Source organism: Candidatus Neomarinimicrobiota bacterium, assembly GCA_030743815.1.
In the GTDB taxonomy this organism is placed as follows: Bacteria; Fidelibacterota; Marinisomatia; order Marinisomatales; family S15-B10; genus UBA2146.
On sequence record JASLRT010000094.1, the window covers coordinates 1 to 16,065 of the forward strand.

The 16,065-nt window shown below is 51.5% G+C and carries 15 protein-coding genes; 4 read left to right on the forward strand and 11 right to left on the reverse strand.

What is annotated here, in order from left to right:
- From QF669_08005 to QF669_08015, 3 genes are all read right to left on the reverse strand, one after another.
- A partial coding sequence (locus QF669_08005) for an aspartate aminotransferase family protein (GenBank protein MDP6457376.1) occupies positions 1-1,157 on the reverse strand: 1,157 nt, incomplete at its 3' end.
- 90 nt (positions 1,158-1,247) lie between these two features.
- Positions 1,248-2,390, reverse strand: a complete 1,143-nt coding sequence (locus tag QF669_08010) for a threonine synthase (protein MDP6457377.1) — start codon at positions 2,388-2,390, stop codon at positions 1,248-1,250.
- A complete protein-coding gene (locus tag QF669_08015; protein MDP6457378.1) occupies positions 2,383-3,381 on the reverse strand; it encodes a DUF1028 domain-containing protein in 999 nt (332 codons plus the stop codon). The genes QF669_08010 and QF669_08015 overlap by 8 nt, the downstream gene beginning before the upstream one ends.
- A gap of 151 nt (positions 3,382-3,532) precedes the next feature.
- Between QF669_08015 and ggt the strand changes: the two genes are divergently transcribed.
- Together ggt and QF669_08025 are read left to right on the forward strand one after the other, a co-directional pair.
- On the forward strand, positions 3,533-5,221 hold the full coding sequence (gene ggt / locus QF669_08020; protein ID MDP6457379.1) for a gamma-glutamyltransferase: 1,689 nt from the start codon (positions 3,533-3,535) through the stop codon (positions 5,219-5,221).
- Positions 5,222-5,346: 125 nt separating this feature from the next.
- Positions 5,347-6,480: an aminotransferase class V-fold PLP-dependent enzyme gene (locus tag QF669_08025; protein MDP6457380.1), complete on the forward strand. Its 1,134-nt coding sequence runs from the start codon at positions 5,347-5,349 to the stop codon at positions 6,478-6,480.
- A gap of 109 nt (positions 6,481-6,589) precedes the next feature.
- Here QF669_08025 and QF669_08030 read toward each other — a convergent pair whose 3' ends face one another.
- The 8 genes from QF669_08030 to QF669_08065 form a co-directional block, all read right to left on the reverse strand.
- Positions 6,590-7,528, reverse strand: a complete 939-nt coding sequence (locus QF669_08030) for an arginine deiminase family protein (protein MDP6457381.1) — start codon at positions 7,526-7,528, stop codon at positions 6,590-6,592.
- A complete protein-coding gene (locus tag QF669_08035; protein ID MDP6457382.1) occupies positions 7,525-8,892 on the reverse strand; it encodes an amino acid permease in 1,368 nt (455 codons plus the stop codon). The genes QF669_08030 and QF669_08035 overlap by 4 nt, the downstream gene beginning before the upstream one ends.
- 60 nt (positions 8,893-8,952) lie before the next feature.
- Entirely contained in the window at positions 8,953-9,582 is a 630-nt protein-coding gene (locus tag QF669_08040) for a hypothetical protein (GenBank protein MDP6457383.1), read from the reverse strand.
- Between the two features lie 46 nt (positions 9,583-9,628).
- Positions 9,629-10,522, reverse strand: a complete 894-nt coding sequence (locus QF669_08045) for a diacylglycerol kinase family lipid kinase (protein ID MDP6457384.1) — start codon at positions 10,520-10,522, stop codon at positions 9,629-9,631.
- A gap of 188 nt (positions 10,523-10,710) precedes the next feature.
- On the reverse strand, positions 10,711-11,763 hold the full coding sequence (gene dctP, locus QF669_08050; GenBank protein MDP6457385.1) for a TRAP transporter substrate-binding protein DctP: 1,053 nt from the start codon (positions 11,761-11,763) through the stop codon (positions 10,711-10,713).
- Positions 11,764-11,776: 13 nt separating this feature from the next.
- Entirely contained in the window at positions 11,777-12,403 is a 627-nt protein-coding gene (locus QF669_08055; protein MDP6457386.1) for a hypothetical protein, read from the reverse strand.
- Between the two features lie 33 nt (positions 12,404-12,436).
- Positions 12,437-12,781 (reverse strand): outer membrane protein assembly factor BamE, encoded by a 345-nt coding sequence (gene bamE, locus QF669_08060; GenBank protein ID MDP6457387.1) that lies wholly within the window; start codon positions 12,779-12,781, stop codon positions 12,437-12,439.
- A 67-nt stretch (positions 12,782-12,848) separates the two neighbouring features.
- Positions 12,849-13,583 (reverse strand): TIGR02206 family membrane protein, encoded by a 735-nt coding sequence (locus tag QF669_08065; GenBank protein MDP6457388.1) that lies wholly within the window; start codon positions 13,581-13,583, stop codon positions 12,849-12,851.
- A gap of 206 nt (positions 13,584-13,789) precedes the next feature.
- On the opposite strand from QF669_08065, the gene QF669_08070 reads away from it, so the two are divergent.
- Together QF669_08070 and QF669_08075 are read left to right on the forward strand one after the other, a co-directional pair.
- Positions 13,790-14,605 carry a PKD domain-containing protein gene (locus QF669_08070; protein MDP6457389.1) on the forward strand — a complete coding sequence of 272 codons (816 nt, stop codon included), beginning with the start codon at positions 13,790-13,792 and terminating at the stop codon, positions 14,603-14,605.
- Positions 14,606-14,820: 215 nt separating this feature from the next.
- Positions 14,821-15,909: a family 16 glycosylhydrolase gene (locus QF669_08075; protein MDP6457390.1), complete on the forward strand. Its 1,089-nt coding sequence runs from the start codon at positions 14,821-14,823 to the stop codon at positions 15,907-15,909.
- Positions 15,910-16,065: the final 156 nt, after the last annotated feature.

Sequence of the window (16,065 nt, forward strand, 5' to 3'; positions counted from 1 at the left end):
TTCGTCTCTTCCATCAGTTGAGCTGCCGCCTGAGGATTGGGAGTCCGGTCCTGAATCGTCTCATCCGCCACCAGTTCAAGCCCCTGCATGAGGCCCATACCGCGAACGTCCCCGAGAATCTTTGGGTACTTCTTCTTAAGCACCTCAAGTCCCTCCCTCAGTATCTCTCCCATAACGCCGGCATTCTGCACGAGGTTGTCCCGCTCGATGACGCCGATGGTGGCGTTAGCGGCAGCGCAACTCACCGGATTCCCGCCAAAGGTAGAGATGGTATTTTTGGTGAGACATTCAGCAATGGGCCCCGTCGTAATGACGACCGCCAGCGGCAAGCCGTTGGCAATTCCCTTCGCCATGGTCATCATGTCCGGTCTTACACCGTAGTTATCGATGCCCCACATCTTTCCGGTGCGGCCGAAGCCCGTCTGGACCTCATCAGAAATGAATATACCTCCATACTTGCGAACAATCCCGGCTACAATTTCAAAGTACTCCTTTGGCGGCGTCACGAAGCCACCCACTCCCTGGATCGGCTCCACCAATATCCCCGCGACCTTTCCCGTGGTGGTCGTCCTGATCAAATCCTCCACGTCCTCGGCACAGGCCACGCCGCAATCGGGATAGGTCAACTTCAGGGGGCATCGATAGCAGTAAGGAGAAAGTGCGTGCTTTACTGCCGCGACCTGCGTCGGCAGCGCCCGCCACGACGAATGAGCCGTCAGCGACTGCGCCAAAAGAGACCGCCCGGAGTAGCCGTGACGCAGGGCGATGATTTCCGCACTGCCAGTGTACAGTTGCGCCATCATGACAGCGGTTTCATCCGCTTCGGTGCCGGAGCAGACGAAGCAGCACTTGTCGAGGTTGCCCGGAGTGATGCTGGCCAGCTTTTCAGCCAGATCTACTAGAGGCGCTGTAGGATAGAGGGTAGAGATGTGGCTCAAACGGTTAACCTGAGCCACTACCTCCCGGTTCACGTCATAATTGGCGTGACCTACAGAAATCGTCAGTATGCCGCCGAAAAAATCCAGATAGCTGTTGCCTTCTGCGTCTGTTACCCGGGAGCCCCTCCCCTCTGTAACCACGATTGGCTCATCATAGTATTTCAGGGTTGCCGGAAAAAGAAAACTGTCGTGCTTCTGACGCACTTCTTCACTGGTCATAATTGTCTCCTCAGAAATTTCAGCCGATAGCGTACTCATATGACGGGGAGCCTGATCCAGGGGATGAATTTAGCACTTACGCCCGTACTGTTACACTTCATATCTATCCGCACTCCCGGTGATAGGGATAACAACGGTCTCTCCCTCACGAATCCAGCCACTGCCGGAAAGCTTCTGAAATCCCCGCCACGCTACTCCCGCCTCCGGCGAGGATTCTGTACCGGAACTAATTGCCACCTCTTTTCTGGCAACGGCAACGTCTTCCTCATTCACCATGACGGCAATCCCATCGCTCTGCCGCAGAACTTTCAGCATCCACGCACCGCCGAGGGGGTTGGCCACGTTCAGACCGAGCGCAGCGGTGTCTCCATCTTGCCAAGGCACTGTTTCTAATGCTCCGGCCGCAAAAGCTTTTACCACCGGTGCACATCCCGCCGATTGAACTGCAACCATGCGCGGAAGAGCGCCTTCGACCCACCCCAGCCTTTTCATCTCGTTGAATGCCTTCCACATTCCGACAAGTCCTGTCCCGCCCCCGGCCGGATAGACCACCACATCGGGGAAATGCCAGTCCAAATGCTCGGCAATCTCATAGCCCAGCGTCTTTTTCCCCTCCACCCGGAAGGGCTCCTTGAGTGTGGATAGATCAAACCACCGTTTTTCTTTTTCACCATTCATTCTTGCCGCCGCTTCGGCAATGGTCTGGCCACCCAAATGAACATGAGCGCTATACTTCTCTGTCGCTTTCACAAACGGTGAGGGGATCATCTCAGGCAGATAGACATGACATTCGATTCCGGCTTCTTCACAATAGGCGGCGACGCTGACTCCCGCATTACCTGCTGAAGGAAGACATGCTTCCGTTACGCCTGACCTCTTCAGATGGGAGACAGCCAAGCTCATCCCCCGGTCCTTGAAGGAGCCGGTGGGATTTACCGTTTCATCTTTAAAGTACACGGTCGCTCCTCCATAGTCGCCTCCACTGCGCAGATCAGTCCACCCTTCTACAAGTGTCATGATGTGCCGATCATCAATGGGAGGGAGGATCGTTCGGTAACGCCAGAGGGAGGGATCGTCTAAGTTAACAGTGGCAGTAGCAGGGACACTCTCGCGCAAGTCCAGTTGCGCTTCAAGAGGATGGCCGCAACGGCAGGTGGTGGGAGGATCTTCGCCGGTGTACGGCTCTTCACAATAGGTGCAGATGAGCATCATCTGCGAGTTTCGTCTATTCACCAAGAATGGCCTCCATTATTCTAGGATCATCTGGGAGCAATTGAGATTTTACCAGCCTCGGCGTCAGCTTCCGCCAGCGTTCATCGGTCTGGAAGACGCTCTTGAAGATAGGGAGTGCCTCCTGCAGTCTACCGGCTCCGGTCAGCGTAACGGCCGTCCAAAAGGGCAGCTCTATATTCTCAGGATAGTAATCTGCCGCCAGCTCATATTCCCGCAAAGCACCCGCCACATCTTTACTCTCCAACAGTTCATCACCCTTGTTGGCGTGCTCATAGGCGCGGTAGATTCGAATCAGTCGCTTCAACTGCTTCAGCGGTTCGGGATGATCGTCCACCCGCAGATCGAGGACCACATCCTTCCAGGCGATTCCGGTAGGTTTTCCCGTAACGATGAGCATAGCAGCCGACTGTCTTCCCCGGATGTCACCACCTTCAGCTTCTGCCGCCTCCAGCGCCGCCATCATGCGGTCAGCCAGATCACCTTCGCTTTTCTCAAACGCCATCGCCATGGCAGGCCAGACCGTCGGCTTTTCCATGAGATTTGCCTGCACCGAATAGTTCTTGCCCATCTGATGCCCTGCCGCTTCGATGCAACGCGAACCTGTGTGTGCCGCCACATTGCCGGAAGCATCGATCATGGCCACCTGTCTCACGGCCTCTCCTTCATCCTGTGAGATAAGCTTGCTCAAAACGGCACCGGCTGGCACTCCTATCATCATCTGTCTTAAGCCTTCGGGCCCGTACTCAACCTTTACGAACGACTGTGTCGCTACGGCGCCTACGCCGGCTTGCACCCACGGCACCAGTGAGCCGACGGAAAACCAGTGACTCTGCACCGCCACGCCCAGTTCTCCCGTTTCCGGGTCCAGCGCCACAATCGAGTAGGTGGAGACGGGGCGGCTGTAGATGTCATCACCACGGATCGTCACCGCAAGCGACATGCTGCACAAGACGACTGCCAACCATCCGCGACTTTCAAAAAATCTGTTCATATTGCACGTCCTCCTTCAATGCTCATAACGACCAAAATTAAAGCGGGGCTTCGGGCGAAACCACCTTTTCCATTGCATTTGTAGACAGATGACAGCGAGATTTCGACAGTCTGATTTCACGGTGACGGGCTAACAGCACCCAAGAATCATTATGATTAGCCATTCTCTTTTCCTTACCGCTACTATTCTGTCCGCGGCATTATCTGCACAAGACCGCTTGACAGGGCTTCCCTTTGCCACTCGCTCCGAAGTGATCGCGCCTTACGGCATGGCTGCCACTAGTCAGCCGCTGGCGACGCAGGTCGCTCTGGATATTCTGAAAGGCGGTGGCTGTGCGGTAGACGCCGCGATCGCTGCCAACGCCGTGCTCGGTCTTGTGGAGCCCACCGGATGCGGCATCGGGGGTGATCTCTTCGCCATCGTCTGGGACAGTGACACAGGAAAACTTTACGGCCTCAACGCCAGCGGAAGATCGCCGAAATCTCTGACGCTCGAATATTTCAAACAACACGGCTACGACAAGATCCCCGCCCGCGGCCCGCTGCCCGTTTCAGTCCCCGGATGTGTAGATGGATGGTTTGAGCTCCACAACAGGTTCGGGAAAATGAGGATGCGAAAAGTCCTTCAGCCCGCCATCCAGTACGCCGAAGATGGTTTTCCGGTGACTGAGGTCATCGCCTACTACATGCAACAGGACGCCCCCTATCTCGAGCCGTTCCCCGGCTTCAAAGAGACTTATATGCCGCACGGCCGGATGCCTCGAAAAGGGGAAGTCTTCAAGAACCCAAAGTTGGCCGAGACCTATAGCAAGATTGCCCGGGAAGGACGGGACGTTTTCTACAGAGGTGCCATCGCAAAGACCATTGACGAACACATTAAGATGCAAGGCGGCTTCCTCTCTTACGATGACCTCGCCAGTCATAGCTCGGAGTGGGTGGAACCGGTTTCCACCAACTATCGAGGCTACGATGTCTGGGAGCTACCGCCTAACGGCCAGGGCATCGCGGCTCTACAGATTCTGAATATCCTGGAGGGCCATGACATTGCAAGTATGGGCTTTGGCAGTACCAACTATATCCACACCTTCGTGGAGGCAAAGAAGCTCGCCTTCGAGGACCGTGCGAAATACTACGCCGATCCCGCCTTTAACGAGATCCCGGTGGACCGGCTTATTTCGAAAGCCTATGGCGCCGAGCGCCGTCAGCTCATCAATCCCAACCGAGCCGCCACGAGTTACGATCCCGGCAATCTAGAAAATGGCGATACCATCTATCTCACCGTGGCGGATAAAGACGGCAACATGGTCTCTCTGATTCAGAGCAACTACAGGGGGATGGGATCAGGGATGACGCCCGGCGAACTCGGTTTCGTCCTTCAGGACCGGGGTGAACTATTCACGTTGGAGGAAGGTCATTTCAATGTCTACGCCCCCGGCAAGCGCCCTTTCCACACTATCATCCCGGCATTCGTGACGAAAGACGGGGAGCCGTTCATTAGTTTTGGCGTTATGGGAGGTGCCATGCAGCCGCAAGGGCATGTCCAAGTTCTTGTGAACTTCATCGATTTCGGGATGAACCTTCAGGAGGCCGGCGACGCCCCGCGCATCCGCCACAGCGGAAGTTCCCAGCCCACCGGAGAGAGGATGACGGACGGCGGTGTGTTGAACTTAGAGTCGGGCTTTTCCGTTGATGTTATTGAAGAACTGAAGAATCGAGGTCATTCCGTCCGTGTTGGTGCAGGTGGGTATGGTGGCTATCAGGCCATCCTATGGGACGAGCGTAACAAGATCTATTACGGCGCGTCAGAATCGAGAAAGGACGGCCACGCAGCGGGATATTAGTACAGATTTGTCTATGTGAATGGGAAACCAGAACAGCATTATTCTCAAACTCGCTCCTACGAAAACTCCCGAGTTCGCAGTAGCAAAAGGCTTGAGATTGAAATAGGCTGAAGAGCGTTTCATCCGTGATTCCTTGCCAGCGCCACCTCTTTGACATTCCCGATGACGTGGCTTATATCAACTGCGCCTACCTGTCCCCTCAACTTCGTTCGGTGACGGAGGCGGGCAGTCGAGGCGTCGAACGAAAGGTTCATCCGTGGCCAACAGTCCCCAACGATTTCTTTGATGAATCGGAGAGGGCACGCTCTCTCTTCGCCCAAATTATCGGAGCCACGGCAGACGATATCGCCATCATCCCCGCCGTCAGTTACGGCATTGCGACCGCTGCCACCAATCTCCAATTGAAAGCGGGAGATTGTATCCTGGTTCTGGAAGAACAGTTCCCGTCAAACTACTACGGATGGGCCGAGCTCGCCCAAACGAAAGGAGCAGACCTCATCACTGTCTCCAGGCCTGAGGGTGGGGAATGGACCCCCGCCATTCTCTCTCACTTGAACGAAGCTACAGCCGTCGTCGCCACTGCCGTCTGCCACTGGACAGACGGCAGTCTTATCGATGTGAAGAAGATCGGCCAGCGCTGCCGGGAGATGGGCGCAGCGCTGGTGATAGACGGGTCGCAGTCCATCGGAGTTATGCCCTTCTCGGTGGAAGAGGTTCAGCCGGACTTTGTTGTGACTGTCGGTTACAAATGGCTACTCGGTCCCTACAGCCTCGGCTTCATGTACGTAGCACCGAAGTATCGCGACGGAACACCCCTTGAGCACAACTGGATCGACCGGGCAGACAGTGAAGATTTCGCCGGTCTGGTTAACTACCGGAATGACTTCCAGCCGGGGGCCAGAAAGTTTGATATGGGCGAGCGCAGCAACTTCATCCTCATGCCCATGGTGGTGGCAGCGCTGGAGCAGATCCTGAAATGGGGCGTGCCTGAGATGGCCGCAACATTATCAGGCATGACGAAAATCATAAGTAACCGGGCCGAGGCCGTGGGACTGTCAGTGGCGCCGCAGCACCTCCGCTCAGGCCATCTCATGGGATTGCGCTCCGCGGAGGGTCTTCCCTCCGATCTTCTGGATCAGCTAGCGAAAGATAAGGTTTACGTCAGTGTCCGCGGAAACTCGGTGAGGGTCTCGCCGCATCTGTACAACACGAAGGAGGATATCAACAGGCTCTTTGAGGTGCTGGCAAAAGTGCCGTAGCTTGTCAAAAAAGAGCCGACGAAAAAAGCGGTCGATACTTGCGTGTGATTTCGTGCTCTTCACCAAGCAGACGGAAGATTCCAATCACCGCCTTGCGATGATAGCGCCGTCATTCCACCAGCAGCGGACAGGTCATGCAGTGGGCGCCGCCGTTGCCGGCAAACAGTTCATCCGCCGGAAATCTGTCCAGGATCCAGCCGCGCTTACCCATCTCACCGGCGATGCGTTCCGCCTTCTGAAATCCTATCGCTTTCTCCGCCCTCTGCGTCACCACCACATTGAGATGCCCTCCAAGACGTTCCTCTTCAGTGATAGGGATACAGTTGAAGCCGCGATCATCAAGAAATTCCTGAAACATGACAGATCTTGACTCCGATCTCCCTTTCTCGAAGAGCCGGCACGGGGCTGTTTCAAAAGCTTCCGTAAACAGGAGACAGAGCTTTTCGTCAAGAACCATAAAGAGGCCGTCGATATGGATGTTACCACGGGGCAGAGGCACTTCCAGAAAGTACCTCACCTCCCTCTCCAAAACTATGTCACGCAGTGTTCTTGTTCCCGCTTCGTTGGCGCGATCACAAAGAGAGGCAACAACTGTATCGTCCCCGATTATCGTTACACCGCCCCCTTCCAGATAGGCCGGTGGTTCAATCTCTCCCAGAAGCGGCACCCCAAGTTTCCTGAATGCGCGGCCCAACATCTCCTGATCTCCCCGCCTCCCTTTAAGATACGGTCCCATAAGGACAGCACCGCTGGAAAAGACGGCGGCGAGGTCTCGTGTATAAGTCATGTTGGGGCGGCGATCCATGTAAGCAAGAGTATCATCATCATGGGCAAGAATCTCATGGAGGTCGAGCACCTCCACACCGTGGTCCTGAAATAATGAACGCATGGCGTCGTAATCGGCTGAGAACCGTTCACTATTCACCGGGCGCCGGAAATGGAACTCCTCAAGAGTCTCTTCGGTCACCCTCTCAAGTTCCGCGCCTGGGCGGTGCATAATCACACGCTTAAGTGTGCCGTACGCATTTGGGACACCAAACTTCGTCACGACCGCTTCCTTTCCAACCAGAGGTAGACGGGAATGCCGGTAGCGGCAAGAGCCAGTCCAATGGCCGTATCACCGGGGTTGTAAACAAAGGCGCCCACGAGAAATCCTGCAATCGTAACAACATAGATGAGAGGAATGATGGGATACCCCACCATTCTATGCCGGGCCGTGTCTGCGTCCCTCGGAAGCCGGAATATGGAAGCTACAAGTAGAATGTTGAAAAGCTGATTCGGTACAACAAAAAAATTGACAATACGGCTGAAGGACTGAAAGAAGACCAGGGCTGTAACGGCTGTGACGGCATTCAGCAGAATGGCGCCGAAGGGGACTTGAGTGTTAGAGGAAACTGCTCCGAGAAACCGAAACAGTCGTTTGAGTAAACCGCTTTCATCTGCACTTCGAGCGGTGTAATGACTGCCGGCAGCAAAGATGAGACGGGGGAAGGTCATCACCAAACCGCCTAAGGCACCCAGTATGGATATCATCATCAGGATCGTGATAAACTGGCCTCCTACATTGCCGAACGTCTTGCGGGCCACCGTCACTGCCGCCAGAGAATCGCTGCGTGCCATTTCATGAAGTGGTACAACCCGCAAGAATGCAAAGTTCGCCAGAAGATAGATGGCAATAATGAGCACCACGCCGGCAGTTAGACCAATAGGAAGATTACGCTGAGGATTCTTCACTTCACCCGCTGCGTGCACGATATCAATCCAGCCGTCATAGGTAAACAGCACCGCGGCGATGCCGAGACCCATAAGTCGGAAGAAACTCCACCACTCGTCACTATCATTTGCCAGTTTCACGGCGGTATCAGCAGGCTCGGTCGCTTCCGCGAAGATCAGGCTGCCGAATACCAGCGCCAGCAGTGCCATGAGTTTTATCGCTGTCAGCACTATCTGCGTCCGGCCGCCCCATTGCACACCCATAAGATTGATTACGGTGAAAACAACGACCGCCGCAACGCCCCACAATACGGGAGACAGAACTCCAGACAGTTCGGAAACAAACTTGCCAAACAGGATCGCCACCGCCGCAACCGATCCCGGCCCGGCCACCCAGACTGTTGACCACACCTTAACAAATCCGAAGAGTCCGCCAAATCCAGTGCGGATGATATGATAGTCAGCGCCAGACCGCGGCATTCGCGCCCCCAGCTCGCCCACAGTCAGGACGCCACAAAGTGTGATCAATCCACACAGCGCCCAGAAAAAATAGACCTGCCACACAGACTGGGCAACAGGAGCAAGCTCCTGAGGAGTATAAAAAATGCCCGAACCGAGCATATCGCCCGATACCACAGCCATGACAGCTACGAGTCCCAGTTGGCGCTTTAGATGGGAAGATGAGGAAGCTTGGGTCATGATACGGTTCCGCCGGAAGTCCAGTAGGTAGGCGGGAGCAGCGACTGCACTAGTCGCCAGTCACTCTCTCTTCAGAATTCTCCGGGTACCGCTGCGGGCCTTCTGTAGCAACTGTCTGAGGGAGATCTTGGGCTTCGGATTAAGAATGCCGTCAACGAGTGCCGCTTTCTCCTCAAGTGTCATCCCCGCCATGGCATAGACCGTCACATCCTCCACCTCCTCTACCCCCCAGTCAAAACCGTGAAGCAGTCCGATGAGAACTGACATCTCTGTCACTACCTTGATGATCAGTTCGTCGCCCTCCGTCAGATAGTCGGACGATGTCCAGCGGAACGTAAAGGCGGTTCGATCTTCATTGGACAGCCACCAGAGCACTACATTGGACATCACCCAGCCGGCGCCGTATCCCGCTACTGTTCCGATGGCGACAGGAAGCAGCCGTTTCTTAACGGGCGGATTTACTTTTCTCAGATCTACGCGCCGAAGTTCTTTGATTTCAGTGAGCGGCAAGAGCGTGTTGTTCCTAGCGGGAGAGTTGTGGTCTGTTGCCAGAAGATAGTTGCCGCGTAATTCTTTTAGAGAGAGGTTCTCCAGTTCTTCATCTGAATTGAGCGTTATATGCCAATTCTGGCCAAACGCCAAGAAATGGAGCGACAGACATGCAAGCAAGAAATACCGTTTGAATTTCATCTCAAAACCGAGCTTTCGCGGTACGGCGTCAGATCACCCCTCACACTCAGGCAAACACCCTAAATGCGGCCGGCACTACCTCTACATCGAAAGGCGTTAACCCCTTCAATTCCCCGTCGAGATTCAAGATATCGTCTTCCTGTGGGATGAGAGAATATTCCTTCACCTGATGATACTCCACAATTGGATCGTCCACATGGGAGCCGTCGAACACTTTAGGGAAGAGTTTCAACAGCTTTCGACGCGTGGCATCACGGACAACAACCAAGTCAATCAGACCATCCTCAAGTTTAGCACGCGGCGCCATCCTCATTCCCTTCCCTGTGTGCTGAGTGTTGCAACCGAGGACAAAAATAAATTCGTCCTCCTGTTCCTCACCATCTAAAATCAGTTTTGTTCTGCGCCGCTTGAGGGAAAAGACGTGCATAAGCGTCGTGACGTTGTAGCGCTGTTCCCCAAGCCATCGTACCTTTTCAGCCGACACATTAATGTCCGTTACCATGCCCCAGCCGACAATATTAAAACAGTACACCACTTCCTGTCCCATAGTCACTTTCGCCACATCGATGGGGCGTGTATTTTTGCCGACGATACGATTCGCCGCCTCCACCGTATCGAGGCATTCCAGATCGTGCATAAATGAATTGCCCGTCCCCCCGGGGATGCAGCCGATGGGGATCGTCTGCTTGTCATCTCTTGTCAGCAGACCGTTTATGACTTCATGCAACGTGCCGTCACCGCCAACGAGGCAGAAGCCATCGCATCCGGACAGATCCATCTCGTTGATCATGTCTCCTGCATGGCCGGCGTATTCTGTCTCACGAATGTCGAGATCTACTTGCGCCGATTCAAAGACAGGCTTCACCTGCTGGAGGATTCCGAGGCCGCGTTTGGTTCCCCCTTGAGGGTTTACCGCCAGAATGAAACTTCCTGATGACATCTTATTGTTCCTCACAACGTCGCCGAAAACTTAGGGTAAAGAATTTAGAGCTCAAAATACTCAGAATGAGAAGACGGATACCTCTGCTTACCCTCCCCACTGAAGATCACAGAGGGGGGGGGAATGCCACTGCGTCCCGAAAGGTTTTTCACCTCCAGTAGATCGATGGGATGATCAAGAAAAAATATTCATCGATTCCGGTACTCATCACGGAGTTTGATTACCTTATCGAACATGTTTTCAGGCACTATTTTACTCCGTATATACGGATAAATCTCCTTCACCGTTTTTTCCCAGACAACATAATCATCCTCACTAACCTCGTTTATCACCAGGCCGTAATCTTGCATAACCTCGATTGCCTTTTGATCAACTTCCCGGATATGTGAGCGTAACTCAACCGCTGTTTCCCGCGCACCCGAAAGTATGGATTCCCGCATCGGTTCAGAGATCTGCTCCCAGACGTTTTTTGAGATAATTGTTGCGCCCTGAAGGGGTGCCCAGCGTATCGATGCCATATACTTGGTGCTGGCAAACCACTGATTCCTCAATGCCAGAAGCGGTGTCGTATCAAACGCATTTATCATTCCTGTCTGCAGGGCGATCATAATATCTGTCGCCGCCAAGGGAACGGGCTGAAATCCCATTGATTTCCACAGGGTCACGTCTGTGGCTTCATCACCCCAGACGAACAGCTTCTGAGATTTCAGATCATCGGGGACTGAGATTGCTTCCTGACTGAAAAATCGAACCCAGCCCGCTTCACCCCAATGCAGCAATATAAACCCTTTTTCCTCCAGCTGGCGGCTCAGTTCATCCGCAAGCTGTTCACGAACGTAATCCATCTCTTCGTAGGAATTGTAAAGAAGGGGAACATGTGTCAGGGCAGAAAAACCGGGTTCTATCAAGCTCAGTCCTGCGGTGCTGATAGTAGCAGCATTCAACTGTCTAATCCGCATCTTTCGCACCACAGCAGATTCGTCCCCGGCCACACCGTTGGGATAGACAGTCAGCTTCACTTCTCCATCCGACTCTTCCCACCACTTCTGACCCATCTCCTGCAGGATCAGATGCCAGGGGGAGCCGTTAGGAGCCAGAGTAGCTAGTTTGATCTTGACGCTCTGCGGCTTCCCCGCTGTGAGTGGGGAGACCGTGAGAATCGAAGCTCCGAGAAAAACGAGTATTGTCCGCAGACCCTTGACTACCATAAGGGTAGCAAAGTTAATGCGGCTACCGCTCAATAGAAACTAAAGTTCAGTTCTGCAGAAACAGTGCCTTATCGAGACTGGCGAAGAACTGCTGGAAGAATTCGGGGTCTTGCACAGGCCCGGCTCCCACCACGCGCCCACCTTCCAGACGTTCCCCCTGCGCACTCACCCGTAGTCTACTCTCCCCACCGCTGATGGATTCAACGTTGACGGTCACTTTGTACTGATATACTGTCTCTTCCCACCCGTCACGGTCATCATGAATATAGAAGTGTTCAGAATCATCACCTCTGCCGGAGGATTTATCGGAGCCACCACGACCAGAGAATAACAACGCGATCCCTCCGATAATTGCAAGAATGATGCCCACTCCCAGCACTTTCTGCCACGTCGGAATGTTTGACACGATGCGATCTTCCTGTGTGATATCGCCCTGCTCTATTTCAGTATGCCTGCTGGCCACGATCACTCCCACGTCACTGTTGAGCATATCGATTGTAAAGTGAAGATCCTGAAGAACATTGATTGAAGCTTTAACTACGCGGTCAGAATGTGCCGCAAGAATTCTCGTTTCCATGGCACGCGCTTCTGTCACCGGTACCGGCGTCGGAGGCGCACAGCCGGAAATAATGGCGATCAGGTACAACCGTAGAACGGTGCTTGCTCCACGCATCCAGACATTTCTCGGGTTGCTCAGGCTTATCACTTAGAACTCAGTAGCGTGGTATGTATAATCTTCCACGCGACCGCTATCATCGAAAGTGATGAGGACCGTAAGTGTCCGCTGGGTGGACTCGCTGGACGTCCAGAAGAAGAACCATCTGGCGGCTGACTCTTTGGATACCTTGTCGTAAGTCCACACTTGTTTGCTGTCACTATTCTTCGAAATGATGTTAGGCGATCCCAAGGCGGCCTGCACATCCGCCTGCGCCATCCCCACATGGATCTTGTCCTGTACAACTCCGAGTGTCAGTCTATCAGCACCGGACGGCGCGGCACAGCCGGACAAAAATATCATAAATGACAGAAAGAGTGCTCTAAACATCTTCATCGGCTTCTCCTCTCCTTGGCTGCAGAACGGATAACTCCTCCTCTTACTCTACTGACTCGTTTTTGTTTCACTCAATAGATGTTCGCTCTGGCACCCCTTTTGCAGAGGTTACCTGCGCCTTGTAGTACTTCAACCCGAAAGGCGAGTAGACTAATAAAAGATGGAGCAACCCTGCTACTTCCAATCCCACGATATACCACGGCCACTGGCCAATGATGAACGGGTTGTTGGCTACGGGCGGCTGACACAGGTACATGTAGTTGGCGTCCAAAAACCAGTTGGCAATTCCTATGATCACCAGTACCGGCTGTGTCAAGAGTACTATGCGCCACCAGGAACCACACCGGGGTTTCATGCCGCAGATGAGCGTAAGAAAGAGGGCCGAAGCCAATATGCCGCCGTGGGAGAAGAAGTATTCATAGTGCAATAGACCGTCTCTGCCGCTGGTAAACTCAGGCGTGAGCAACGCGTGGAAAGCCCCTGGAAACCCCCAGTAATAGAGGAGCTCATAACCCCACTGATTGCGCCACAGAAGTACCAATCCGGACAGAAGTGATGAAAAGCCGCACATGTGGAGCGGTAAATTCGACTGGACATTCCAGTGACCAAGCCACATGAGATAGGGATGATAAAGCACCCACCTAGCTAACAGGATGATGCCGAGTGCCCGACCGAACCGCTCCCGCGTTTCCAGCGACAGTCGCTTTCCCATAACGATGACCGCGGCGATGGCAGCCACGGTAACACCATTGCTCCACCACCAGGGATCACTGAAAATTGGGATGGTCTCGTGAGGGGTCACCGACTTGGAATTTAGTGCATGTATATAACAGGCGGTAGAAATACCTTACCTTCACAAACTGGCTCAGCTTTTAGCTGACTTTTTCCGCAGTAGTCAAATTAGTTGTTGGGTGTCTTTTTTACTTGAAATAGATAAAGTTTTTATACTTAATATATCATTTATCGATGAAATAAGTATTAATCCCAATAATTAAGAGAGGAAAAACCATGAAAAATTTATTACTAGCAATATTTTTATTCTCGATGCTTTTCACTGCCGGATGTGAAGATGATGCATCTTCAATTGAGGTGCCAACTGCAAGATTCACCTACGCAGTAGATGAAGATAGTGGGTTAATGGTTACATTTACTAATGCCTCATTAAATGCCGATACATATAGTTGGGGTTTTGGCGATGGCGAATCATCAACAGAAACGAGCCCAAGCCATACATATGCAGCCGATGGGACTTATGATGTAACATTGACTGCAACAAATTCTGGCGGCTCTGATGCTGTTACAGAATCACTCGAACTAACAGGTGTCTTAACCCTCGCACATCTTAATGATACCTGGAAAGTAGCTCCCGAAGCTGGTGCATTAGCTGTAGGACCAAGCCAAGGAGATGGAAGTTGGTGGTCAATATCGGAAGCTGATCTTACAACAAGATCTTGTTTCATGGATGATAAATATACTTTGAACGCCGATGGTTCATTCTCTATTGTAATGGATGGTGAAACTTGGTTAGAACCTTGGCAAAACGATGCTGAAGCAGAAATATGTGGCGCACCCGTTGCTCCTCATGATGGATCAGGTTCATACACCTATGAAGCAACTGAAACAACCTTAACTTTATCTGGCGAAGGCGCCTTTATGGGTTTACCAAAAGCCAATAACGCAGGCGAACTTCCTAATGTAGATCTTCCTACATCAATCACCTATACGATTACAGAGTTTGTCAGAGACGGTGCTGGCAAAAGACTTGTATTAGATATTGAATGTGGCACTGGTGTTTGGTGGCGTTTTACGTTTGTTTCACAATAAATAAAGCCCTTCAGATAATATTAGGTGGCAGTCATAACTGTCACCTAATATTATCGCACCCATTCTTGAAATATCATTTTTGATATTTTCCACATTATAAAACAGAAGCAAAAGGTAATTAATAATTAACTTTAGCTATGAAATTTCTAAGGATATTCACAATCCTATCCATTGTATTTATTCTTAATTCATGTAATTCAGATGATGAGAAGAAGTTGCCTAGTATTTCTATTGAAAGCATCCAAGTAGAAGAAGGAAACACTACCAATTATCTTGAGGTGATGTTGACCTTAACAAATTCTGTTGATTATGATCTATCCGTTGATGTGCGTACTGTAGATGGTACGGCTATTAAGGGGGAAGATTATACTGATTTATATGAAGTAATTATCTTTTATGCTGGACAAGAACAGGCCTCATTTAATATTGAAATTCTCGGTGATGATATTCCTGAGGATAATGAAATATTTTCAATCAGGCTTGAAAATCCACACAATGTAAATATAGTTAATAGTACTGCTACAGTTGCTCTCATTAATGATGATGAACATGTTTTCCGTATTCCGGAAATAGGATACTCCACACCTGACTCATACGACGGGATGACCATGATTTGGAGGGATGAGTTTGATGGACCAGAATTAAATAGTAATAACTGGACGTTTGAGATTGGCACCGGAAACTGGGGTTGGGGAAACAATGAATTACAAAATTATCAAGAAGATAATACCAGTATAATTGATGGCAATCTTGTTATTGAAGCAAGAAGACAAACATTAGGGAATAGTCGTTATACTTCTTCCCGATTAATTACAAAAAATAAGCAGTTTTTCCAATACGGTCGAGTAGATATTCGTGCAGTTATGCCCAAAGGTCAAGGAATATGGCCAGCACTATGGATGCTCGGGAGCAATATATTACAGGTTAGTTGGCCTTCTTGTGGAGAAATTGATATTATGGAAATGATTGGGGGAGAAGGAAGAGATAATGTCGTTCACGGTACCGCACATTGGGATCAGGGTGGACATGTGTCTTATGGACAAAGCATGTCCAACCCATCTGGAGAGCTAAGCGAAGAATATCATGTTTATTCAATTATATGGGATGAACAAAGAATTCGCTGGTTTTTTGATGATATCAACTACAATACGATTGACATAACGCCAGCAGCTTTAAGTGCATTTCATGATAATTTCTTTTTTATAATGAATATTGCAGTTGGTGGAAATTGGCCGGGAAGCCCAGATAATACCACCTTATTCCCCCAATGGATGATTGTCGATTATATCCGCGTGTTTCAATAAATTTATTATTGTATACCGAGCACACCCCTTTATTTTTGCGGCTTTGTTATCCGTATAGCTATCTGCTTCTTTGCTTGAAGTATTTACGCACCTCAGGCCGAGTTTTTGTTGATGATAGCGGGGCAACACAGTGCAGTTGCGGGATTTTGGATTAGG